Annotated in this window: 19 protein-coding genes; 8 read left to right on the top strand and 11 right to left on the bottom strand. The window is 52.5% G+C overall.

Features of this window, described 5'->3' with window-relative positions:
- Position 1: 1 nt before the first annotated feature.
- Positions 2-1258 (top strand): glycerate kinase, encoded by a 1257-nt coding sequence (locus tag EDF82_RS04200; protein ID WP_123754345.1) that lies wholly within the window; start codon positions 2-4, stop codon positions 1256-1258.
- Between the two features lie 41 nt (positions 1259-1299).
- On the opposite strand, the gene EDF82_RS04195 is transcribed toward EDF82_RS04200, so the two are convergent.
- The 4 genes from EDF82_RS04195 to EDF82_RS04180 form a co-directional block, all read right to left on the bottom strand.
- Positions 1300-1899: a helix-turn-helix transcriptional regulator gene (locus tag EDF82_RS04195; protein ID WP_123754344.1), complete on the bottom strand. Its 600-nt coding sequence runs from the start codon at positions 1897-1899 to the stop codon at positions 1300-1302.
- Positions 1900-2062: 163 nt separating this feature from the next.
- Positions 2063-2587: an EAL domain-containing protein gene (locus EDF82_RS04190; RefSeq protein WP_123754343.1), complete on the bottom strand. Its 525-nt coding sequence runs from the start codon at positions 2585-2587 to the stop codon at positions 2063-2065.
- A gap of 38 nt (positions 2588-2625) precedes the next feature.
- On the bottom strand, positions 2626-3135 hold the full coding sequence (locus EDF82_RS04185) for a fimbrial protein (protein WP_123754342.1): 510 nt from the start codon (positions 3133-3135) through the stop codon (positions 2626-2628).
- A 42-nt stretch (positions 3136-3177) separates the two neighbouring features.
- On the bottom strand, positions 3178-3672 hold the full coding sequence (locus EDF82_RS04180) for a fimbrial protein (RefSeq protein ID WP_123754341.1): 495 nt from the start codon (positions 3670-3672) through the stop codon (positions 3178-3180).
- Positions 3673-3946: 274 nt separating this feature from the next.
- Here EDF82_RS04180 and EDF82_RS04175 point away from each other — a divergent pair, with 274 nt between their 5' ends.
- Complete coding sequence (locus tag EDF82_RS04175) at positions 3947-4618, top strand: helix-turn-helix domain-containing protein (protein ID WP_123754340.1); 672 nt, start codon at positions 3947-3949, stop codon at positions 4616-4618.
- Between the two features lie 3 nt (positions 4619-4621).
- On the opposite strand, the gene EDF82_RS04170 is transcribed toward EDF82_RS04175, so the two are convergent.
- Positions 4622-7729: an efflux RND transporter permease subunit gene (locus EDF82_RS04170; RefSeq protein ID WP_123754339.1), complete on the bottom strand. Its 3108-nt coding sequence runs from the start codon at positions 7727-7729 to the stop codon at positions 4622-4624.
- A 3-nt stretch (positions 7730-7732) separates the two neighbouring features.
- Positions 7733-8899, bottom strand: a complete 1167-nt coding sequence (locus tag EDF82_RS04165; RefSeq protein WP_123754338.1) for an efflux RND transporter periplasmic adaptor subunit — start codon at positions 8897-8899, stop codon at positions 7733-7735.
- Positions 8900-9179: 280 nt separating this feature from the next.
- On the opposite strand from EDF82_RS04165, the gene EDF82_RS04160 reads away from it, so the two are divergent.
- Complete coding sequence (locus EDF82_RS04160; protein WP_123754337.1) at positions 9180-9569, top strand: hypothetical protein; 390 nt, start codon at positions 9180-9182, stop codon at positions 9567-9569.
- Positions 9570-9609: 40 nt separating this feature from the next.
- On the opposite strand, the gene yjjJ is transcribed toward EDF82_RS04160, so the two are convergent.
- Together yjjJ and EDF82_RS04150 are read right to left on the bottom strand one after the other, a co-directional pair.
- Entirely contained in the window at positions 9610-10914 is a 1305-nt protein-coding gene (gene yjjJ / locus EDF82_RS04155) for a type II toxin-antitoxin system HipA family toxin YjjJ (RefSeq protein WP_123754336.1), read from the bottom strand.
- Positions 10915-11018: 104 nt separating this feature from the next.
- Positions 11019-12035, bottom strand: coding sequence for an alcohol dehydrogenase (locus EDF82_RS04150; protein ID WP_227540100.1), 1017 nt, complete (start codon positions 12033-12035; stop codon positions 11019-11021).
- A 210-nt stretch (positions 12036-12245) separates the two neighbouring features.
- On the opposite strand from EDF82_RS04150, the gene EDF82_RS04145 reads away from it, so the two are divergent.
- Positions 12246-12617 carry a nitrogen fixation protein NifS gene (locus EDF82_RS04145; protein WP_123754335.1) on the top strand — a complete coding sequence of 124 codons (372 nt, stop codon included), beginning with the start codon at positions 12246-12248 and terminating at the stop codon, positions 12615-12617.
- A 33-nt stretch (positions 12618-12650) separates the two neighbouring features.
- Positions 12651-13115: a hypothetical protein gene (locus tag EDF82_RS04140; RefSeq protein WP_123754334.1), complete on the top strand. Its 465-nt coding sequence runs from the start codon at positions 12651-12653 to the stop codon at positions 13113-13115.
- Between the two features lie 337 nt (positions 13116-13452).
- Here EDF82_RS04140 and EDF82_RS04135 read toward each other — a convergent pair whose 3' ends face one another.
- Together EDF82_RS04135 and EDF82_RS04130 are read right to left on the bottom strand one after the other, a co-directional pair.
- A complete protein-coding gene (locus EDF82_RS04135; RefSeq protein ID WP_123754333.1) occupies positions 13453-14007 on the bottom strand; it encodes a fimbrial protein in 555 nt (184 codons plus the stop codon).
- Positions 14008-14080: 73 nt separating this feature from the next.
- Positions 14081-14629 (bottom strand): fimbrial protein, encoded by a 549-nt coding sequence (locus tag EDF82_RS04130; RefSeq protein WP_123754332.1) that lies wholly within the window; start codon positions 14627-14629, stop codon positions 14081-14083.
- A gap of 890 nt (positions 14630-15519) precedes the next feature.
- Between EDF82_RS04130 and EDF82_RS04115 the strand changes: the two genes are divergently transcribed.
- Positions 15520-16110, top strand: a complete 591-nt coding sequence (locus EDF82_RS04115) for a response regulator transcription factor (protein WP_123754329.1) — start codon at positions 15520-15522, stop codon at positions 16108-16110.
- Positions 16111-16195: 85 nt separating this feature from the next.
- Here the strand turns inward: EDF82_RS04115 and EDF82_RS04110 are convergent, their stop codons facing one another.
- A complete protein-coding gene (locus EDF82_RS04110; protein ID WP_123754328.1) occupies positions 16196-17908 on the bottom strand; it encodes a pectate lyase in 1713 nt (570 codons plus the stop codon).
- A 718-nt stretch (positions 17909-18626) separates the two neighbouring features.
- On the opposite strand from EDF82_RS04110, the gene EDF82_RS04105 reads away from it, so the two are divergent.
- A complete protein-coding gene (locus tag EDF82_RS04105) occupies positions 18627-20603 on the top strand; it encodes an alkyl/aryl-sulfatase (RefSeq protein WP_123754327.1) in 1977 nt (658 codons plus the stop codon).
- A gap of 438 nt (positions 20604-21041) precedes the next feature.
- Complete coding sequence (gene hflK, locus EDF82_RS04100; RefSeq protein WP_123754326.1) at positions 21042-22916, top strand: protease modulator HflK; 1875 nt, start codon at positions 21042-21044, stop codon at positions 22914-22916.
- Positions 22917-22946 lie beyond the last annotated feature (30 nt).

Below are 22946 nucleotides of genomic sequence, written 5' to 3'. Positions count from 1 at the left end.
CATGAAAAATGAACAGGCTGCAGAGATCCTGCGGGATATTTTTCAACAGGCCATTGATAGTGCCCGTCCAGGGCCAGTCATTTCGCCCTCTCTGCCAGAAAAACCCAAAGGTCGATGTGTGGTCATCGGTGCAGGTAAAGCATCTGCTGCCATGGCCGCGGCAGTGGATGCAGCCTGGCCGGATGTGGAGGTTAGCGGCGTAGTCGTAACGCGTTACGGCCACACCGTACCCGCCGGTAGGATCCGCATTCTGGAAGCGGCGCACCCGGTATCGGATTCGATGAGCCAAACGGCGGCCATGCTGATAGTTCAGGCTATTTCAGATTTGTCCGCCGACGATCTGGTCATCGCTCTGATTTCAGGGGGCGGCTCAGCGCTGATGGCTTTACCTGTGCCGGGTCTTACCCTTGCTGACAAGCAGGAAATTACCCGTGCTTTGTTGCATAGCGGCGCCAATATCAAAGAGATGAATTTAGTCAGGCGTCATCTTTCGGCAGTCAAAGGCGGTAAGCTCGCATTACTTGCCCAACCTGCACGCCTGGTGTCATTGATCATCAGTGATGTCCCCGGCGATAACCCCACCGATGTGGCTTCCGGGCCGACGATTGCGGATAACAGTACTCCCGCCGATGCTCTCAACGTGCTCGAACGGTATCGTATCTCTGTTAGCGAAGCGGTGCGGAAGGTTCTGTTGCGTTCTTGCGAGCAACCTTCCTTTCCTCGTAGTCAGGTGAAAATGATTGCCACGCCTTCAATGGCGTTGCAGGCTGCGGCGAAATCAGCCCGGCAGCATGGTATTACGCCACTGATATTAGGAGATGCTATTGAAGGTGAAAGCCGTGAGGTCGCTATCGTGATGGCGGGAATTGCACAGTCAGTGAAGGCATATGGTCATCCCGTTAAAAGGCCTGCCATTTTGCTTTCAGGGGGTGAGACGACCGTTACTGTAGGCGCAGGCAAAGGCGGAAAAGGCGGACGCAATACGGAATTTCTGCTTAGCCTCGCCTGTTCCTTACAGGGTGAACCCGACATCTGGGCTGTGGCTGGTGACAGTGACGGTATTGATGGTACGGAAGACGCGGCCGGAGCAATGATTTATCCCGATACGCTGTCACGAGGCAACCATTATGGTCTCAATGCCAGGGAATATCTGGATGCACACGATAGCTATAGCTACTTTCACTCAACGAATGACCTGATTATCACGGGGCCAACGTTAACCAACGTCAATGATATTAGAGGGATATTAATTGCCTGAATGCTCTGCTCTCTCTCTGGGAGAGCAGAGTTGTTAGTTTTTTAGGTGGTTTTTTGTGCAAGCACATTGAGGAACGTTAATAGCTCAATGTCACTATGCAGGTTATATTTATTCATCACCTGGTATTTGTGCCGGAAAACGGTTTTGTAATTTAGCCCCATATCAATCGCAATTTCGTTAACAGATTTGCCTTCATAGTATTGCGTGACAATTTGGAATTGTTTTGTCGACATCTGTCGGCATTTACAGCTCAGACAGTCGGTGAATTGCATAAAATGCGGCGATGCCAGCCAGTCCCGCCACAGCAAAGAAATTGTAGTGTTCATATCCGCTAGCGAAGAGCGTCGCGAGACATAGACGATATCGGCGAAACAAGTAGGTGAACGTTCCGCGGATTCAGCTTCGTTGACGATCCCGATGATCACTCCCCTCCTGCGCAACCGTAGTTCCGGAAAACAGGTGTATCTCTCCCCCGGACGCAACGACAGGATAATAATATCAGCAATCGAGATATTGTCAGGCGTGTATTCATTAATGAAATAGATGTCTTCATTAAAATTCTGAGAGAACAGGCTTTTCAAAAAATATTTCAGGCCGTAGCTAAAAAGGACATCGGTCTCTTTTATTAAAATGTTAACCATTTAACACCGGTGTATAACGTAGTTTTAAACGTTGCTCAGGCCACATAAAACCCTGGAGAAATTGACATCCGGCGCTTTCAGTCAGGGCAAAGTGCTGGTGGTGTTCGATGCCCTCTACCAGCGTGGACTTCACTTTTGTCAGGCAGTCTGCAATTAATTTTTTTTAAATGGCTTGGCTGTACGATGACGTACTGAGTAAACTCTTATCAATTTTTATACCATCAAACAGTACCAGATCGGACATTACGTCAGGTAAGTATTCAGGCAGTAAATCGTCAAACCAAATTTCGGCCCCGGTGGCCCTGATGCACTGCAGACTTCTTTTGAATGATTTTTTGTCTGCTGCCGACAGTGAAATAAAGCCTTGTGGATCCTGTATTTCTATCACCAGGCCGCGGCGTAAAAAGCGGGCAATGTGCCCTACCCATTCTTGTTGACAAAGTATTCTTGCGGGAACATTAAAATAATAACGCTTATGATTATTTATTTTGTTGACTGCCTGCAGTTGCCAGCACAACACATTCAAATAAAAGTCCTCACTTTGATTGGCAAAGAAGTGCTCATGGTTCAATTCTGGATGCAATATGCTGAGAACTTCCCAGGACTGTATTTGTTTTTCACGTAGCGAAAAAATGGGCTGAAAACGTATGCCGCATAAGGCTTGATCTGGGGGTAAAGTAACAAACATAAAGTCACCCTAAGGAGATGTTAAAAATTAACCGGGTCTTATTGCCAGGTAAACTCGATATTCATGACGGCACGGAACGTACCCACTGTCGCGCTACCTTGCGGCGTGAAGATCCTGGCCGACATCGGGAATATGGCCGAGCGACTGCTGGTATTAATATTATTCAGCAATGAAGCGCCTGGAGCATAAACGATCGTATGGTCGCCGTTGGTGATCCGTAGCGCCAGATTTCCGCTTGAACCACTATTTTTCCATGCGGTTGAGTCAGAGGTATCGCCAGTACCGCTGAGCGTCGCCTGGACTGTGGTGGTTCCCGTAGGACAATTGGTTAATACTAAATTGAAATCTTGCCACGCGCCGGCATCACCGGCTGTGCGCAAATCCCGACGCTGCAGCGTACCGAAATCAACCGTCTTGTTGACCGTGTCCGAATCTACCGTGCAGGGACTGGCAACCACGACGCCGGTTATTGACATACTGGCGTCAGCAAATACTAGCCACGGCAGAAATAACAGTATTATTCCATATAGCCATTGACCTTTAATCATTGCTGTTCTCCTGTTTGCCTTAACGTATTGGGCGTAATGACATTACTGATAGACAAAGGTCGCGGTTACAACAGAATTAATGGTGCCTGGCAGGACGCCGCCATTCTGGGTGTATGCCCGAGCACGTAATTTGTAGGTGTAGGCATTACTGGCAATGGTGCCAGACAGTGTTTTGCTATTACCTAACGGATCGCCCGCCTGGCTTTGTAATTGCACGGCGAGACTGGTTGCTGTTCCGGTACTTTGGTACATATCTGCGGGATTATTACTGTCTGCGGTACCGTGCATGGTCATAATAGCGACGGTGGTTCCTGCGGGACAGGCAGTAAGGTTGATATCAAAGTTAACCCATGATGTGGTAGCGCTAGCAGTTTGCAGACTCGCAGATTGAATATTCTGCCCTAAATCAATGGCTTTACTGATGCTGTCGCTACTTACCTGGCACGGAGAGGCTACAACATTCCCTGTTATATTCAGCGTGACCGGATCTGCGGCCTGTACACTGCCATGAGTACAAAGAAAATAGGTTATCGCCAATGAAAAACTATTCCGATCGTTTTGACCCGCGTCAGGGGCTGATGGCCTCCATCAGAAGCGGCGATCGCTTTGGCGGACGCATGGCATCTCGCCGCTGGTAACCCCTTCTCTCTTCCTTCCCTAAAAGCAGCGACCACGGTCGCTGTTTTTTTGTTTCCGTCGCTGAGACCGGCTTACAGAAAGCCGTTTGAAGCACCCCGGTTATTGCTCTATGGTGTAAGTATCTTTTTAAAAACAATGACACCGGCAGCACGTCTACTCGTATGGCCTCTGAATGACAACAACGCCCAAACTCCATTCTGACGATCCCTTCCAGCTGACGCTGGATAAAATCATGGACCTGAAGCCGCTGGACAGTATCGAGCGGCTGATGACGCTCCTGCTGCCGCAGGCCGATGAAATCGTGGCGCGGCGCCCGCGCAGTTTTCACAAAAATGGTCCGGAGATTTACCTGCTAAAGGAAGGGCATTTCTGGCTGCATCGCCGCGTGGACGATTTGCAAATGAGTATGGCGAAGGCCCCGCATATTTTTGGCCTGGCCGAGTTGCTTATTCCGGTGGGCGATACCACCTACGTTAAATTTGCTGCCGACAGCGAGGTCTATGCCCTTTCCGGGGCAAAAGCGCAGGCGTTGCTGAATGAACAACCGGCCCTGTGGCAGGACGTTTCCCGGATACTCGCCTTCCACCTGCATTTCTCCACCTGGCGTGATCTGCACCTGTTGAATGACAATGCCTACGACACCATTCGCGGCAAGCTGCTGGAGCTGGAAAAACACGATGAATCGCTACGCAAATCGACCACGATCCTCAACTACATTCTCGGTACGACCAAGCTGTCGCGCAGCACCATTCTGCGGGTGATGAAAAATCTGACGGATGGTGGGTATCTGGAAGCGCAGCGCGGGAAACTGATTCGTATCGTTCATCTGCCGCTGCGCTATTAGGCCTTATTTCTTGCGCTTAACGCAGCGCATCACCACCACGTAGAATACCGGGACAAAGAAGATGGCGAGCAGCGTGGCGCTGATCATCCCGCCCATCACCCCGGTACCGACGGCGTTTTGCGCCCCGCTGCCGGCACCATCGCTTATCACCAGCGGCAGCACGCCGAGAATGAAGGCCAGCGAGGTCATCAGGATCGGCCGCAGACGCAGGCGCACCGCCTCGAGGGTTGCCGCCATCAGATCCTTGCCTTCTTTCTCCATCAGCTCTTTGGCGAACTCCACGATTAAAATCGCATTCTTCGCCGACAGGCCGATGGTGGTCAGCAGCCCGACCTGGAAATAGACGTCGTTGTTCAGCCCGCGCAACATCGCGCCTGTCAGGGCGCCAGTCACCCCGAGCGGCACCACCAGTATCACCGCCAACGGCACCGACCAGCTCTCATACAGCGCCGCCAGACACAGGAACACCACCACCAGCGAAATGGCGTACAGCGCCGGAGCCTGGTTGCCCGAAAGCTGCTGCTGATATGACATGCCGGTCCACTGATAGCCAAAGCCCTGCGGCAGCTTAGCGGCCAGTTTGGCCATCAGCATCATCGCCTGGCCGGAGCTGCGCCCTGCGGCCGGTTCGCCGAGGATCTCCATCGACGGCTGACCGTTGTAACGCTCCAGGCGCGGCGAGCCGTATTCCCACTTCGCGGTGGCGAACGCCGAGAACGGCACCATCTGGTCGTGTTTACCTTTGACGTACCATCTATTGATATCGTCCGGCAGCATGCGGTATGGCTCATCGGCCTGAACGTAGACTTTTTTAACCCGTCCGCGGTCAAGGAAATCATTAACATAGGTTCCACCCAGCGCGGTGGAGATCGTCTGGTTTATGGCATCGTTGCTGACGCCCAACGCCTCGGCTTTCTCCTGATCGATCTCCAGCTTCATTTGCGGCGCATCTTCCAGACCGTTAGGCCGGATTTTGGTCACCACGTTCGGGTATTTATGCGCCATAAACAGCAGCTGATTACGCGCTTTGGTCAGCGCCGCATGCCCCTGATTGGCTTTATCGATAAGTTCGAAGTCAAAACCTGTCGCGGTGCCCAAATCGGTAATCGCCGGCAGGTTAAAGGCGAACGCCACGCCGTCTTTGATCTGCTGATGAAACGCGATATTGGCGCGATGAATAATCGCCTCCACATGATTTGCCGCACCGCTGCGCTGGCTCCAGTCTTTCAGGCTGACGAACGCCAGGCCGTTATTCTGCCCGTTACCGTTGAAGCCAAAGCCCGCAACGGTAAACACCGAATTAACGTTTTTCGCCTCTTTATGCAGATAATACTGCGTCACTTTATCCAGGTTTGCCTGGGTACGGGCCTGAGTCGCCCCGGACGGCAGCTGCACCATATTCATAAACACGCCCTGGTCTTCGTCCGGCAGGAACGATGTCGGCAGCAGAATAAACATCGCCGCCATACCCAGCACAATCACCAGATACAGAGCCATCATGCGGCCCGTTTTATGAATAATGCGCCCGACGCTGCCCGCGTAGTGATCGGTGCTGCTGGCGAACATCCGGTTGAACCAGGCGAAAAACCCTTTTTGCGGCGTATGATTTCCCGGTTTGAGGATCGTGGCGCACAGGGCGGGCGTAAGGATCATCGCGGTCAGCACCGACAGCACCATGGCCGAGACGATCGTCACCGAGAACTGGCGATAGATGGCCCCGGTGGAGCCCCCGAAGAAGGCCATTGGGATAAACACCGCCGACAGCACCATGGTGATACCCACCAGCGCCCCCTGGATCTGCGACATCGATTTACGCGTCGCCTCTTTCGGCGAGAGTCCCTCCTCCATCATCACCCGCTCGACGTTTTCCACCACCACGATGGCATCATCCACCAGCAGGCCTATCGCCAGCACCATGCCGAACATCGTCAGGGTATTTATCGAAAAGCCAAACAGCGCCAGCACCGCAAAGGTCCCCAGCAGCACCACCGGAACCGCAATGGTGGGGATCAGCGTGGCCCGCAGATTCTGCATGAACAGATACATCACGAGGAATACCAGGACGATTGCTTCCAGCAGTGTGGTCACCACATCGTGAATGGAGATTTTGACAAACGGCGTGGTGTCATACGGATAGACCACCTGCATGCCCTGCGGGAAGAACGGTTTCAGGTTGTCGATGACCTCGTTCACCGCTTTGGCGGTATCCAGGGCGTTCGCCCCGGTGGCAAGCTTGATACCCAGCCCGGCGGCAGGCCGCCCGTTGTATTCGGCGCTGGTGCTGTAGTTCTCACTGCCGAGCTCAATACGCGCCACGTCACGCAGGCGCACCTGGGAGCCGTCTTCGTTCACCCGCAGGATGATGTCACCAAACTGCTGCGGCGTGCTAAGACGCGTCTGGGCGATGATCGACGCATTCATCCGCTGCATCTGCGGTGCCGGCAACGCGCCGAGCTGGCCGCCGGCAATCTGGTTGTTTTGCGACTTGATAGCCCGCACCACGTCTTCGGTCGTGAGCTGATAGTTGTTGAGTTTGTTGGGATCCAACCACACGCGCATCGCATATTGCGCACCGAACAGCTGCACCTGGCCGACCCCCTGGGTCCGGCCAATCGGATCCTGCACCGTCGATGCCACGTAATCGGCCAGATCCGCCTGGGTCAGGGAGCTGCCCTTCGCGCCGGTAAAACCCACCACCATCAGGAAACTGCTGCTGGCCTTCTGCACGTTGATACCCATGCTCTGTACCGTCTGCGGCAGCAGCGGCATCGCCAGCTGCAGCTTGTTCTGCACCTGCACCTGGGCAATATCCGGATCGGTTCCGTTGGCAAAAGTCAGGGTGATGGTGGCATTGCCCATCGCATCGCTGTTGGAAGACATATACATCAGGCCATCAAGGCCATTCATCTTCTGTTCGATAACCTGCGTTACCGTGTCCTGCACGGTTTTGGCATCAGCACCTGGGTAGCTGGCCGTGATCTGCACCGCCGGTGGCGCAATGGTCGGATACTGCGATACCGGCAGCTTGAGGATCGCCAGACCGCCCGCCAGCATCAGCACGATGGCGATGACCCAGGCGAAGATTGGCCGATTAATAAAGAAGCTCGACATCGCTTATTTCCCCGCTCCGTTAGCCCAGGCCGCCATGCTGTCATCTTCGGTCGCTGTTACCGGCATCCCCGGACGCAGCATCAGCTGGCCGGTCACAATCACCCGGTCGCCTGCTTGCAGGCCGGAAGAGACGCGCCACTGGTTGCCCATCGCCTGCGCCGCCACCACCGGACGCAGCTGCGCTTTGTTGTCTTTATCCACTACCAGAGCGGTGGCATCGCCATGAGGCGTGCGGGCGATCGCCTGCTGAGGCACCAGCAGCGCGTTCTCACGAACCCCTTCGGTCAGGAAAGCCCGCACAAACATCCCAGGCAGCAAAACATTCTCAGGGTTAGGACAGACGGCGCGGATCGTAATTGACCCCGTAGTTTGATCCACCGTGACGTCGGAGAATTCAAGCTTGCACTGCTGCGGGTAGAGACGCCCGTTATCCAGCTGCAGCATCACGTCGGCTTTGCCGTTTTGCTGCTGTATTTCGCCGTTATCCAGCTCGCTTTTCAGACGCAGGTAATCATCGCTGGATTGCGTGACATCGACGTACACCGGATCAAGCTGCTGCACGGTGGCCAGCGCCGAGGACTGGGCATTGGTCACCAGCGCCCCTTCGGTCACGCTTGATTTACCAATCACCCCGGAAATCGGCGACGTGACATGGGTGTAATTGAGGTTAATTTGCGCGGTCTGCACTTCTGCCAGCATCGCCACCACCTGGGCATCGGCCTGCTCGGCGCTGGCAATCGCCGCGTCGTAATCCTGCTGACTGACGTAGTGATTTTTGATCAATGCCCGCTCGCGAGCGGCGGTCAGATGCGCCTGCACCGCGGCTGCTTTGGCTTTGGCCAGATCGCCTTTGGCGTTACTCAGCGCCGCCTCGTAAGGTGCCGGGTCGATCTGATACAGCGATTCTCCCGCCTTCACGTGACTGCCTTCAACAAAATTGCGTTTGAGGATAATCCCGTTCACCTGGGGGCGAACGTCGGCCACGCGAAACGCCAGCACGCGGCCCGGCAGCTCTGTTTTTACCGGCAAGGGTTGCGGGCGCAATGTCACGACACCCACCGCGTGGGGTGATGTATTAGCCGCCGGGGTGGCCGGGCGATCGCACGCCGTTAACAGGGTGGCGCATGATATCAGCAAGCCACCAGACAGCATTCTGTGAAGCGTATTCATTATAATTCCGCCTGATAAGTCCGAGAAAAAATATTGTTATTTATATCGAGGGAGGAACTATACAAAATAGCGGCGATGAAAAGAGTTTCATTTGGGACTGCTTATTTATTGCCAGAATGCGGCCGTGCGAATTACCGTATTTACAGCGCCAGAAGACTCAGCTCAGACGACGCTAAACTGCAGGTGCTGTAAACCTTGAAAGTCCGATTCCTCTGCCGTACAGGTCCTTTGCGGCAGAGGCTTTTTCGGGCACGACCAACCATAATATGGAGCACGACATATGAAACTTAATACTATTATTATTGGCCTGAGCGCACTTATTTTCTCTGGTATGACCGTGGCCGCCGAAGCCCCAACAAACCCTGAAGAAATGGGCGGTGCTCTGCATTTAAATAAACAACAGAAAGACCAGCTTATTCAGTTCCACGCCACCGCCGAGCAATGTTTTAATAATATCGATAGCGGAAAGTATCAGCCGCACCTGTTCGTTGAGATGGTGAAAAAAGGCAAAGTGGACGAAGCGACATTCACTCAACAAATGGCCATTCAGAACAAGCTTCACGACCAGGCCGCGCGCTGTAAAATGACCTACTACACCAGCGTCAGCAATATGCTGACCGCGGATCAAAAACAGAAGCTGGTAGAGATGTATCAGAAAGGCATGCAGTAGCGTTTAAAAGGCGCAGCGGCGCCTTTTGTTTTTTGCCGTATTAGCCCAGACGTGATATCCGCACCTGCGCCTCGTCAAGGTGGCCACGTAACGCCGCCAGACATGGGGCGAACTGCGGGGAGAAACGGCGGCACTCAGCGACTAACGTGAAGAAGTCCTCAGCCAGCGCCAGGGCTTCGCGCCAGACTTCCCCGTCGATCGCCTCAAGCAGCGTGGCGGGCCGCAGGGTATTCACCATGGCGCCACCGGATTTAGGGGCAAAACCCATGGGCAGAATGTCGTAGGCTGGCGCAAGGTGGTACGGGCGGCCATGGCTGCTGAGGAACGACAGATTACCGTGGTGCATGTCGGTATTGCCGATCAGCATGCCAAACGCCCAGAGCCGTGCCGTCCCCATGGCGGCATCAGGATGAACCAGCTGCTGCTTCACCAGTTCATTAACCAGAACGGGCCAGCAGTCTCTCGCCCGACCAACAAACTCCGCCTCCAGCGCCCGCAAAGAAAACAGACCAATACGGCCCAGCGGCCCGGTGCGGTCGAACCGCGGGATCTCCAGAAAGCGCTGTCCGCCAAAATCAAACACCTCGGTGTGAACTCCCAGCACTTTCAAGGCCAGATGCTCAGCCTGCAGCAGGTCGCGCCAGCGTTCGCTGACGGGGTTATCGTCCAGCGCGGTGAATTTCACCAGCACGTGGCCGCGGTCGGTATAGGTACAGAATTTCGGCTGCTCGCCGCCAGCAGATGACCCCGGAACCTCCCCGGAACTTACCGCCAGCGCCAGCGTGGGATAGGTCGTGGCGCGATCCACCGCTTCAGGCTCCGCCATTTCCAGGAACTGGGTTCTGGCCTGCTCCCCGATCAGAAGGTTCCCCACCGCATCGTGCCCATGCGTCAGCAGCGCGCTAATCACCTCGGCGTCCGTCCACACTTCCGGATTGGGCGACAACCCCAGCGCGGTTGAATGCGCGGAGGCATATGCCCGGCCAAGGTATCCCTGCGGTCGCATGTCGAACAACCACCACGGCAGCCCGTCGCTATGCAGACAAACGTTATCGGTCTGCTCCATGACATACCCGCCGGGGTGAACCGGAATGAGTTTCCCGAGGGCTTTGATTTGCCCCTCTTCAGTGATGCGGTAAATAGGGACCGAACTGAAGCCGCGAAACGCGTCACGCAAGGCATATTGAATAGATGGTCCGGCACCAATTCGCACGACCTCATCGCCCAGCGCTTTTAACGCACGAGAAACCGTGGGCTGACTTATACCCATAATATCAGTAAGTTGCCTTACAGGTGTTGGCCCCTGGCGTAGCAACTGGCGGATGGTGTCAGAACGGTTTGTCATGGCGATGAATCACTTTATGAATAGCTTTTTGAATAGGTAACTTATCAGATATTTGCTCACCTGTCATCTGCGCCGGAGGCATATTTCTATATAGAGACGGAGGCTTAGCGCATCGTCAGCACCATGCGAAACTTAACGTCCCCTGACATTACTCGCTGATAAGCCTCATACGCTCGCTCGAGGGGCATTGTTTCAATTCGAGCGCGAACATCGGTTAACAAACTGAAATCCAGCGTTTTCTCTACCTCAAACGGCGTTCCGGTAATCGATCCTTCAAGCGATAATTCGTTACCGACCACCTGCCCCGGCGCAATCGTCAACGGATCGTTACCGGCACCAACCACCATTAACCGGCCTCGCGGCGCGAGTGCTTTAACCAGTTCAGAGGCGGCGGTACTATCGGTAATGGTGGTTAAGATCACCTGCGCGCCGCCTATTTTTTTTAACGAGTCGACCGCATCGACCTGACGGACATCCAGATAAATGTGCGCGCCAAGCGCGCTGACATCCTGAGCAATGTCCTCACCGCGGCCGATAGCGACAACCCGCATGCCCATCTTCCTGGCATACTGCAGCGCAAGGTGCCCGAGCCCTCCTATACCCAGGATGGCAACCGTATCGCCAGGACGTGCCCCGGATTTGATCAAGGCATTGAAGGTCGCTATTCCCGCACAGAGCAACGGAGCCGCCTCTTCTGAGACTAACGCATCGGGAATAACAACCAGCCCGGTCGCCCTGGCCAGCATCATCTCGGCATAGCCCCCATCCTGCGAGCTGCCTACCACCGGTTGATGGCTGCACAAATTGAAGTGTCCCCGACGGCATTGTTCACAGTCGTTGCAGTGACCTCCCAGTCGCCCTATGCCGACCCGTTGTCCTACCGCCAGATACGAGGGAACCCCGTCACCCAGCGATACGATGATCCCAACCACTTCATGTCCAGGCACACGGGGATAAACCGTGTTTTTTTCCCGCCCTTCGATCGCGCCGGCATCCGCCCCACAGATGCCGCACGCTTCGATACGCAGCAGCACCTCTCCTTTTCCAGGTTTGGGGATAGCCCGCTCAACGAATTCGAGTTGACCCGGGCGGGTAATTTGCATCGCTTTATAAGTGGTCATATTGCCTCTCATCACGTCAGAATATCGTCATTATTGAGTGACGCTTTACTGCCAGCAAATGAGATTTTCGTAGCGACGAAGAAAGAAAATCTATCTGATAAAAAGTAATCACTGAAACGCAGTAATGCATGACAAATCAATGGACACGCTCCCTGTCTGTGATATTTTTTTACCAGGGCAGTCAACGTCTTTTGCAAATGGAGAGTGCGAATGAGCGTTAAAAAAGTCGTTCTCATTGTTAAACCATCGCCGACGTTAGGTCGTTTAGTTCCGCACGGCACAGGCGGCGGTCTTTTTGGCTGGTATCGGTCCGGTGATTACCTGTTAAGATTAAACAACAGGTTGGCCGCAGAAGGGATCGACTGGCAGGCAGAGCTTGATACTACCGAATCCGATATAGAGAAACTCATCGCGCAGAACGTCACGCTACTGGTTTGTGTGCCGGGATTACGTTTTCAGTTTTACCACGCGGAATTTGATAAAAGTCATATTGTTTATTTAACAACGATGGAATATGCCTACGGTGATGTTATGCCGGTAATAAGAAAAATCAGGGAAATAATAAATAAATTCGAGGCGTAATGGGTGTGAAAATACCAACGGAGCGGTCATAGCATGAAGATATACTGGACGCGGAAAAGCATTCCTGAACTAGCAGGACTGCCACCGGCAGTGCGTAGTAAAAATTTCAGAGATGCCTACAGAGCTATCGCAACACACCGGGAATATTGGGTGGGGCTCATGATTGCCTTTGTGTGGTATCTCTTTTCCGTCATGGCGTTTGACTATTTCGTGCCTGGTGCAAAGACATTCTCAAGGGGCATCCTGAGACTGTTGGTCTCGATGTATCCAGGGCTATTTATCTGGAGCCAGTTTACGATTTATGGGATGCGAAAACACTATCGCCACCTGCTGGTAAGAGGCGCAAATCGCGATAATGAAAGTGAATCCGACCGCATGATACGTGAAGCTGACGCCACAGAATATGCGCAGTGGCGGCCAGTTCGTCGCGGTATTGTTATCATTTTGGTTATTGCCGGGTTGTATATTTTTGGTTCGTTGATCATCACGACAGGATAGCCCGCGAAGGCACTGACTTTTTGAAAAACAAGAAGTTTACATTTAGTAATAAAATAACAAATATTACAATATCTAGCCGGCGAATCCCACTCACTACACTTATTTCTTGTGTGACTGTTTTATCTTCATTTCCATTGTATTTTCGCAATGGGAAAGAACCGACCTGCACCAAATAACGTGAAGTATTAAGAAGATAAATACCCAAGACTGAGGTGGACTATGAGTGTTAACGTAAGTCTCGCACAAGTTTTGAAACTCGCGCCAAACTGCCGATCTTGCCTGACATAAAACAGCAAGGAGAGAGCGGGAAAAATAACGCACCATGAAGAAATTCCCTTTAGTAATAATCGATTCTGAAGCGTATTGCCGAACGGTAATTCCCTACGTGCAACGTTTGCTGATTACCCACAAGGTTCAGGGAATAACGCAGCTGCATCTCTTCAGGGAGGATGAGTCTGGACGGCATGGCGGCCCCTGGTATGGCTCTGACGCCGGTGACATCGTGGATCATCAAGGCCACCCCACGAGCCTCGCCCGTCAGGCCGAAATGACCACGGTCGTTATCGCCGTCAAAAGTCACCATAAAGCGCTGCCAGTTCGGTTGCGTCGGGTCGATACGTGTCAGAACACAATTCACCAGACGGATTGAGAACAGTTTTTTTGGCCCGCGGCCATCCCGAATCAGCTGACTTAGCGGCATCGTGCCCATGGACAGACTCTGATCGCGATCCCCGACGTCAATCGCGCATGGCGTCTCTACGATGGACCCTTCCAGACTGACGCGCCCCTCTCCGGCAAAGTCGGCAGACCATGCACAGGAAGAAAAAATCGCGGCGCAGCAAATGAATAGTGAAGGTGCCGCACGCCTTGCAGCGTCATGAATCCATTTCATTGCCCTACTCCATGGGATAATCAAAGGAACCTGCGGCACGAGCGCCGCAGGTTGACTAGCTCAGGGAACGGACTTAGTTGTAGCTCAGCATGAAGTTGGTCGGGACGTTGAAGTTACCCGGGACGATATCCAATGGGTTACCGCCACCTTTCAGTGCCGCAGTGAAGGCCAGGGTGTTGTTACCATTTTTCAGGGTTTGCGCATTGGTCGGCGTGTTCAGGACAACTTTGTCGCCATCGGCCTGAGACATCAGGATGTATGCACCTTTAGCGGAACCGATCAGTCCCAGGCTGTCCGCATCATAGCTGGATGCAGCACCGGTAAAGGTCACCGTGACTTTGTCACGGGTAGCCGGAGTGGAGAACACACAATCAACCAGCTCAATACTAAAAGGCTGTGCCGCAGAAACACCGGTACCGCCGTTAGCAGCCAGAGCGATGTTAGAAATAGCGCCTAAAGGAATGGTCTGGTCAGCAGAACCTGCAGTAATAGAGCACGGAGCATCAACAATTGAACCCGTGAAAGTAATTTTCCCTTGTCCCTCGTCGGCTGCATTTGCCACAGATGCCATACCCAGTCCCATGGTCATAACGGTAGCCAATACAATTTTATTCAGTTTCATCTTTTTTCCTTAAGTCCTTAAAAACGCTAATTTAAGTGAATATAACGAGTCGCTCTGAATAGTATCCGCTCAGGCCAGTAATCCTCTTTTGCCGTTAAGGTATATAAAGGGCTACTGGAAAAAACAGATGCATTCAGTTTGCATCCTTTCATTTTTATAAAAAGGATCCTGGTAAAACAGGCAGGAGAATGTGTCTGCATCAAATTCAGGCTCGTATTAAACAGGCATCTTATTTGCGCTAAAACATTTGAGCTTATTAAATTTCAGGTCATTTTTATCATGCTTGATGAAGCTAAGGCATTGAATAAAATGATGCTTTAGATTTATTTCCTACCGTGTTTTGGTGTGAATAAATTATCGCTAAAATTATTTTTTTAAAAGATGTTTTTGATCAAAAAATGCATTTCAAAACAAAATCACAACCACTTAATTCGTCGCTAAACCTGGCAATCTTTACGATGGAAACAACTCCCTTTCATGGGTTTAAATCCTGTAAATGTCGGTTTGGCGATCAATTTGCTCAAAAAGACGCTGATTGATAGCATATGAAACCACTACAAAACGTTGCCGTTCGCTATATCTCGGCACATTTAAGCCTGTAATACGCTGCTTTATAAGAATCTTCTTGCAGGTGAATAGCGAAATCTTAAAAGCCACGGAGTGTAAGGACATGCGAATTTTCTTATTAATCGAAGAGAAGTCTTAAAGATACTCGGGAAGGTTAATTGGAATTGACTGTTTTTCGTCAGGTTATAAAAAATACAACCCGCTGCTATCTCGATTAGATGTCTTGATTAGCGATAACTGCAGCTTCTAATTTCAGTAAGAAAAATAATTCAAAGGACGTATCGATTTTGTGCTGCCAGAAAGTGCATATTCAAGGAGATACAATGAAAACATCTATCGCAATTGCTCTGCATGACACTAACATTTTCTTTTTACAAGGCATGCGGCATATTTTAGATGACTACTTTCTTGCAAAGGGAATGAGCGTCAGATTTACACCTGCAAATAGCGGTCACCGGGCGAACCTGATTGTGAATAGTGCTTTTCCGTGGGGGGGCGAGAAAAAGACGATTAAAATCACGGTAATACATGAGCATTTTTGGGGGGATTGTATTTATCTTCAGGGGATGATCAACCGCAATGAGAAACCGGCGGCAATAGTCAGCCTGTTGGATAAATTACTGACGCCTGCCGGGATACATACTAAACGGGGTGAGACCACCCTCATCCGCTTTACATCGCGGGAGCAAGAGGTGCTGTTAAAAATATCGGCGCAGCTGCCGTTGAGCCAAATCGCCCGTAAAATGCAGCTGAGCGTGAAGACCGTCAGCTCGCATAAACACTCGGCGATGCGCAAATTAAAGCTCACCAGCAATCAGGAACTGTACGACTGGATGTTGCAAAGCGGCATGATTATCCAGCAAAAAAATCATGCCTGGTGGTTAGTATCCAGCGAAGAGTCACAGCTGTCATAAGGGTTCAACGTGGGCGACAGGCAGCGTCAGGCGGGAAGCCTGCTACGCTTCCCGCCCTTTGGATCGGTGACCTGTTTACCGGCTACTATTTTTTACCGTTGGGTTTTAACTGCTCCCCGGTTTTCAGGGCGAACAGCTCTTCATCGCGGGTTGAAATGCGCATGCTGCCGTCGGCTAACCGATACGCGCCTTCAGTAAATCCTGAACCGTTGAGAAACTGAGGGACGGCATCCGCTTTATTTTGCAGTGCGGCTTCGAGAGCTAACAGCGCATAGGGATCGATGTTATCGATATTGGCGTACTGGGTATTTTGCTGGCCAACAAAAAAACCGTTCAGGCGGTGCTGCTGCAGGATGTTATCCGCCACCTTCCGGGCCAGCTGCAGATAATTTTGCTGGCTGGTGGCCTGCCACAGATCGATGAGGGCGAAAATAGCGTACGGATCGCTGTTTTTGGTGCCCATATTGAGCTGCGCCTTAATGCCGTCTGGCTCGCCGATATCCCCCAACCCTTCGCTGCTGGCAATCCCGCGGGCCACCTTCCACAGTTCGCTATCTTTGGCCAGGGTATAGGCTCTGGCATAGGACAACAGAAATTCACTGCCGGCCGGATAAGGTTTCAGTACGCTGCCTTTTTTACCGTAGTAACCATCACGCGGTAAGGTGTAATTCGACAGGTCGGTTCCGTTGGCCAGCATCGGGCGGAAGGTATTATTGCTGGGATCATAAGCGTAATGGGCAAAGGCTTTGAGTCCGTCGACCGTCCATTTCTGAATATCGGCGCCGTTGCTGCCCAATGATTTCGCCAGCGCCAGTTGCATCAGCGCATTTTCTGAATACAGCGTACTGGTCCGCCCCTTCAGCAGCATATTGCCTTCCAGCGCCGTCGGGCCAAACTCCGGGCCAAACTGGCGCTGGGCGCGATCGCCATATTTTGAATTGGTGTCACTGTCGTCGCTGGTTTCCGCCCGCTTGAGCGGCTGAGTAAATTGATAGACGCCAAGGCCGGTTTGCTTATCGCGCGGTAAAACGTACTGCTCCGCCAGGCGCTTGGCCCACACCAGCGCCCCCGGCTCGTTATTGTATTTGTACAGCATCGACGCGGAGTAAATCAGGTCATTACCGGCGTTGAGGAAGCTCAGCCCCTTGGTGGCAAAAAATGGCGGCTGTTGGGTAAAGCTACTGTCCCACAGTTTACCCATTTTCTTGTCATACTGGCCGTGACGACTGGTTTCGATCACCTCCCAGTCGTAGACATGCGCGTTCCAGAAACCGCGAATAAACCGCACCGTTGCCGGTTTATCCACGGCAAACATCAGCTCATAATAGGGATAGGCATTTTTTAATTCATGAACCAGCTCTTTCTCGCTGGGGCCTTCGGGTTGCAGGGTTTTCAGATCAATAAAGCGGTGGCCGCCCCAGATCAGTAATCCGCTGTTGTCCTGATAATGTTTGAAATAATAGCGAACGGTCTCTTCGGCGCGTTTTTTATATTTCTCGTCACCGGTGAGATTGCTCAGACCAACCAACACCCGCATCAGATTTTGCTGCGCGGAAAAGTTTGACAGTACCGCAGTGCGGCCATCAGGAAAGACCCACATCATCTGTTCGCCGGTTCGCGGATCGACGCCGCTGGCAAGCAGTGGTGACGGGCTGCTGCCATGGTATTTATCCCCTGCTTTATCCAGCACGGTATCGGCAAAGATTTTCACGGCGTCTAAACGTGAATTATCGGCAAACGCCGTGGAGCAAGACAAAAGCAATAAACTACTGGAGACAGCGATTAAACGGAAATTCATTGAAACCCCTTATTTTAATAATAAGCCTGCTGCCCGGAGAAATCGTGCCGACGCGGCAACACCGACCTCTGAGGCAGTCATCCCCTGGTATTGTGGTAGTCATAGCTGATATTCGCGCCATAGGTATCTTTGCGGCGCTGGAGTGGCCCTAAACTATTCGTCCATATACACCTCCCGATAAGAAAATACGTATTTATCATGCACGCCGCACAGGAACCGCGTAGCACATCACAAAACATCGTTTCATTTAAATTGAAATGAATGATGGTTTAGCAATCGGAGATGTTTATGCCTGCGGAACCTTCCTCTCAGCGGCTATCGCTCATCAGATTCGTCTCAATTTACGGCCTGCTGGATAACAACATGGTGAGGATGGCAATCAGCGCCTTTGTTTATCTACGTCATCTGGAGCCAGCGGCATATTTTTGTGTCGAGGTCGGTGTATAAAACACAAACAACCTCGGTAATTATGTTTAGAAAATGTTATTAGCACAGGCAAAGCCTGATAGTTGATCGGCGGTATTTCCAGGGTTTGATGCGGATGCGCGTTACCATATAACGTCATGTTATATAAGGCCTTTCCAGAAGTTTACAATAAAATATTTTTGTAACCATTTACTTGCTGAATGTAAAATATCGGTTATATTTATGGGCAGATGTGTAATTTGAATATCCGAACACACCTTCCGTTCGGATGTGTAAACCGACGAGGAATTTAATGAAACTGACACCCATAATGAAGGGAATGGTATTAGCCGGTGTGCTATCTACCATTGCGCTTCCTGCTCTGGCGGACGTCACGCCAAAAGAAGCGACGGCGGAAACTAAGAAGACCAACGACGCGCTGTATAACCAACTCCCCTTCTCCGATAACACCGATTTCACCAACGCCCACAAAGGTTTTATTGCCGCACTGCCTACCGAAGTGATCAAAGGTGAGCAAGGCAACGTCATCTGGAACCCTGAGCAGTACTCCTTCATTAAAGAAGGCGAAAAAGCACCAGATACCGTTAACCCAAGCCTGTGGCGCCAGTCCCAGCTGATCAACATCAGCGGCCTGTTTGAAGTTACCGACGGCGTGTATCAGATCCGTAACCTCGACCTTTCCAACATGACCATCATTGAAGGGAAAGAAGGGATTACCGTCGTTGACCCGCTGGTTTCTGCTGAAACGGCGAAAGTCGGGATGGATCTGTACTACAAAAACCGCGGTAAAAAACCGGTAGTTGCCGTGATCTACACCCACAGCCACGTTGACCACTATGGCGGCGTGCGCGGTGTGATTGACGAAGCCGATGTGAAATCCGGCAAGGTCAAAGTCTACGCACCGTCTGGCTTTATGGAAGCGGCCGTAGCGGAAAACATCATGGCCGGTAACGTCATGAGCCGCCGCGCCAGCTACATGTACGGCAACCTGCTGAAGCCTGATACCAAAGGCCAGGTGGGCGCCGGTCTGGGGACCACCACCTCTGCCGGTACGGTGACCCTGATTGCCCCGACCAACATCATCGAAAAAGACGGCCAGAAAGAAGTGATCGATGGCCTGACCTACGACTTTATGCTGGCCCCGGGCTCCGAAGCTCCGTCTGAAATGCTGTGGTTTATCGAAGAGAAGAAACTCATCGAAGCAGCAGAAGATGTGACCCACACCCTGCATAACACCTACTCCCTGCGCGGCGCGAAGATCCGTGAACCGCTGCCATGGTCGAAATATATCAACGAAGCGATTGTTCGCTGGGGTGATAAAGCCGAGATCATCATGGCTCAGCACCACTGGCCGACCTGGGGCAACGAGAACGTCGTTAAGCTGCTGAAAAGCCAGCGTGACCTCTATCGTTACATTAACGACCAGACTCTGCGCATGGCCAACGAAGGCCTGACCCGTGACGAAATCGCCGCCAAATTCAAACTGCCGGACAGCCTCGCTCATACCTGGGCTAACCGCGGTTACTACGGTTCCGTCAGCCATGACGTGAAAGCCACCTACGTGCTGTACCTCGGCTGGTTCGACGGCAACCCGGCAACCCTCGACGAACTGCCGCCGGAAGAAGCGGCGAAGAAATTCGTGGAGTACATGGGCGGCGCCGATGCCATCATGAAGAAAGCGAAAGAAGACTACTCACAGGGTAACTACCGCTGGGTAGCGCAGGTTGTCAGCAAAATTGTCTTCGCTGACCCGAAAAACCAGGACGCGCGTAATCTGGAAGCGGATGCGCTGGAGCAGTTGGGCTATCAGGCTGAATCTGGCCCGTGGCGTAACTTCTACCTGACCGGTGCGCAGGAATTGCGTAACGGCGTGGTGAAAGGACCAACCCCAAATACCGCCAGCCCGGATACCGTTCGTGCGATGACCCCGGAAATGTTCTTCGACTATCTGGCGGTACATATTAACGGTGAAAAAGCCGGTAAGGCCAAAGCGGTGTTTAACATCGACCTTGGCAACGATGGCGGAAAATATAAGCTGGAGCTGGAAAACGGCGTGCTGAACCACACCGCCAATGCCGAAGCGAAAGATGCCGATGCGACCATCGTGCTTGACCGTGCGACGCTCAACAAAATCATCCTGAAAGAAGAAACGCTGAAACAGGCTGAAGATAAGGGCGAAGTCAAAATCACCGGCAACGGTGACAAGCTCAACGAGATGCTGGGCTATATGGACAAGTTCGAGTTCTGGTTCAACATCGTGACGCCGTAAGCCATCGCGACGTCATCACCATCAGGCCCGGGAAATATTCCCGGGCTTTTTTATTTTTAAATAACACTTATGGATGATTATTAGTCCAGTACTGGACGTCATCGCTAACAAATAAAACCGCGTAGTATTAAACTACACGTTATTAAAGTGCAATATGCACGAAGTGTTTTTTAATCATATTTAGTCATGTTATTTGCCTGTGCTCATCCTCTATACTCCCCGTAAGCATCACCGCCACCGAATATAAATCACGCAGATACTGAAGCCTGATTTATGTTAGCGCCCGGCAACCCCGCAAGGACAGGGAGAACGCATCATTATTATTTACCATTCCCCTGTCGGAGATACTTTCCCCTGCCATTAAATAATACCAGCCGGTTTTCTATGTAAGCAGGCCTGTATTTTTAGTGTCTTGTTCTGACTGACAATGGAGTCTCTATGGTGTCTAGCCACCAACATCTACTCAGCGGCACAAATATTCGGTTACGTTCACGTTTATTATGGTGTCGGGCCGTCATTTTCATTCTTCTGCTGTTCGCGGGAGCCAGCTATTATTTTGGCTTTCCGCACGCGCAGCAAAATGTCTGGTATATATTTGCCCGCCCCCTGATTGCCGCACTGTTGCTGACATGCGCGGTGATTGAAAACGCCCTCCGCCACTGCCCGCCGGGGTTAACATCGCAAGCTGGTGAAGAGAACGCCGCCGGCAAACGATTCAGATTCTGGCGTTCGCCGCGGGTCCGGCTCTGGGCGGGTCATGGCTATCAGTTGCTGTTAACCGCCCTTTGCGCCCTGCTGGCTATTTCCATCGTCAGTCACAATGCATTGATTAGCGCGGCACCCCCCCCGCTGAAAAGCGAACTGATCCCGGTAAGCCTGGCGTTGCTGGCAATCTGCTTTGCGCTGTTAGTGGGTGAACGTATGATGAGCCTGCGCCGCATCCGCCACTGGCCCCAGCAAAGCGCCTGCACCGGGTTGTTGCGGGCGTTACTCAGCATTTGTCTGCTGATAACCATCGCCCTCGCGGTGTCGTGTTTCGCCCCGACGCCTGCCGGCTGGATTGTGCAGCTGGCCAGCGCCATCGTCCTGCTGATTGCCGTTGAATTCTTCCTGCGATCGCTGGCCGCCATGCTGGTCATCCCGGCGCAAAATAAAGCCCGCCCCTTCTTAACCCAGAGCCTGCTCGCAGAATACTATCGCTGGCCGCTGAATCCGCTGCTGCTGATCCGTAAAAAAATCATGCAGCACTTCGGCGTGGATATCAGCAAAATCCAGGCCTTCCGCTTGATGGGCAAGATCTTCTTCCCGGTGTTCTGCAGCGCCGCCCTGGTGGGCTGGCTGATGAGCAGCGTCAATGAAGTGTCGCTGCATCAGCGCGGCGTTTACGAGCGCTTCGGTCGCCCGGTCGATGTCTTATTGCCGGGGTTACATGTCGGGCTGCCGTGGCCTTTTGGCCGGGTGATCGCCGTGGACTATGGCGCGATTCACGAATTGCAGCTCAACGAAAAACCTTCCGCCTCCTCGCTCGCGACGCCAGCGGCGGCCACTACCGTGGATGCCATTGAAGGTCCGGCACCGCAGAGCAGCTGGCGTCTGTGGGATAACACCCATGTGACAGACCAGGCGCAGGTCATCGCCAGCGCGCTGGGGAGCAAACAGAGCTTCCAGATTGTGAACATGGATATTCGCTTGATCTGGCGTGTCGGGATGGACAATCGCGATGCGATCAACAGCCTGTACCGTACCGACGATCTGCCGACGACCATCCAGCGCATTGCCAGCCAGGTGCTGACGCAGTATTTCGCCCATCAGCAACTAGATGTTCTGCTCAATGAACAGCGCGCGGCGATGGCGTTAACCCTCAACCAGCAAATCCAACAGCGCCTGAATGAGCTCGACATGGGCGTCGAGTTGCTCTCGACACAGATCGAGTCGATTCATCCGCCGGCCGGGGCAGCCAATGCCTACCACGGCGTGCAGGCGGCGCAGATCACCGCCAACGCGCAGATCGCTCATGAACGCGGTTATGCCGCAGTCCAGGGCAATGACGCCCATCAAAAAGCCAGCAAAGCCATTGATGCGTCACAGGCCACGGCAACGGAAGTCCAGGCGAAGGCCAATAATGCGCTGACCATGTACAGCGCGGAGCATGACGCGTGGGCCATTAACCCCGAGGCGTTCATCAACGAGCGACGTTACCAGACCATGAGCAAAGCGCTTTCCCACGCGCCACTCCTGATTATTGATAGTCAGGTCGCGGGCCAGCATGCGCCGATGCTCGATTTACGTCAGTTTTCACCTTCAGCGCAATAATTCTGATTGATACAACAAGGCCAGTGCAAA

This window comes from Klebsiella sp. BIGb0399, assembly GCF_003752615.1.
Classification (GTDB): domain Bacteria; phylum Pseudomonadota; class Gammaproteobacteria; order Enterobacterales; family Enterobacteriaceae; genus Klebsiella; species Klebsiella lignicola.
This window is presented reverse-complemented; position numbering and strand designations above follow the sequence as displayed.